The organism is Terriglobus sp. YAF25 (assembly GCF_052113305.1).
Classification (GTDB): Bacteria; Acidobacteriota; Terriglobia; order Terriglobales; family Acidobacteriaceae; genus Terriglobus.
Genome location: NZ_JBFRCY010001017.1, coordinates 1 through 1177 on the forward strand (window position 1 = coordinate 1; position 1177 = coordinate 1177).

Annotated in this window: 1 pseudogene; it reads left to right on the forward strand. The window is 56.9% G+C overall.

Going from position 1 to position 1177, the window contains the following annotated elements:
* Positions 1-1177, forward strand: a pseudogene (locus tag AB4043_RS26170) (TonB-dependent receptor); the annotation flags it as partial.

Here is a 1177-nt window from a genome sequence, read left to right on the forward strand (position 1 = left end):
GGTAAACTCGGTGATTGCAGGCCAACTTTCGGCGATCAATAGCTCGCTCTCGTCCGGCAGCACCATTGGAACCAGCGACGCGAACATACGCTCGATTCTCTGGAATTCTCCAGCGCCCTATATCTACTACTACCCCACAGTGCGTCTGGACTATGCAAGGTCCGAGAAGACGCACATGTATCTCACCTGGAATATGTCGCAGGTGAAGCAGGCGGGCTCATACGCACCTCCATTCCCGGGTAGCTCATTTCAAAATCAGAACTCCGGATATCAGAATCGTTCCTTCACCGTCGGATATGGCCTGGACTATCAGATCAGTCCTCGGATGATGAATCAGTTGAAGCTGGGCTATCTCTATACGGTCAACCGCTATGCGCAGGATGCACCGTCACTCTACGCAACCAACCCGACGATCTACTGGGGGCTGGATAACTGGGGCAGCGGCAGCATGTCAGGGCAGACCTACACGTTGCCGACCTCAAACTTCTATCCGGTACTGAACGCCTCCGATTCGATCAGTTGGCAGAAGGGATCACACTCCATCAAGTTCGGCGGCATGTGGAACCGCGAGCAGGATCACTACTGGAATCCGCCGGCCGGCTTTGACAACATCAACCTGGGCCTTGCAGCCGGTGACCCAGCGAACAACGCCTTTTCCAGCTCGAGCCTGCCGAACGCCAGCCCGGACAATCTGAACGAAGCGCAGCAGATCTATGCTGTCCTGACGGGCCGCATCAACTATGTCAACGGCAGCTACTCGTATTCGCAGAAGACGGGCGACTATCTCAAGGCTGTCGGTGCCTACAACCTGAACGAATTGCAGACGGCCTGGGGATTGTTCGCGCAAGACTCCTGGCGCATCTTCCCGACCCTGACGCTGAACTACGGTATGCGCTGGGACTTTACCGGCGACAACCACGACCTTACCGGCGCCTATCACTCGTTGACCGAGGCGTCGGTGTACGGTCCCTCCGGCGTTGGCAACCTCTTCCGTCCAGGATCGCTGCAGGGAACCAGCAACCCTCAGTTTGAGACACGGCCGCATTCCTATGCTCCCTGGAATGTTTCGCCTCAGCCGCAGGTTGGCTTTGCCTGGAATCCGCGAAACCAGGAAGGCTTCCTTGGAAAGCTCTTTGGTCAGGGAGATACGGTGATCCGCGGTGGCTACGGTCTACGG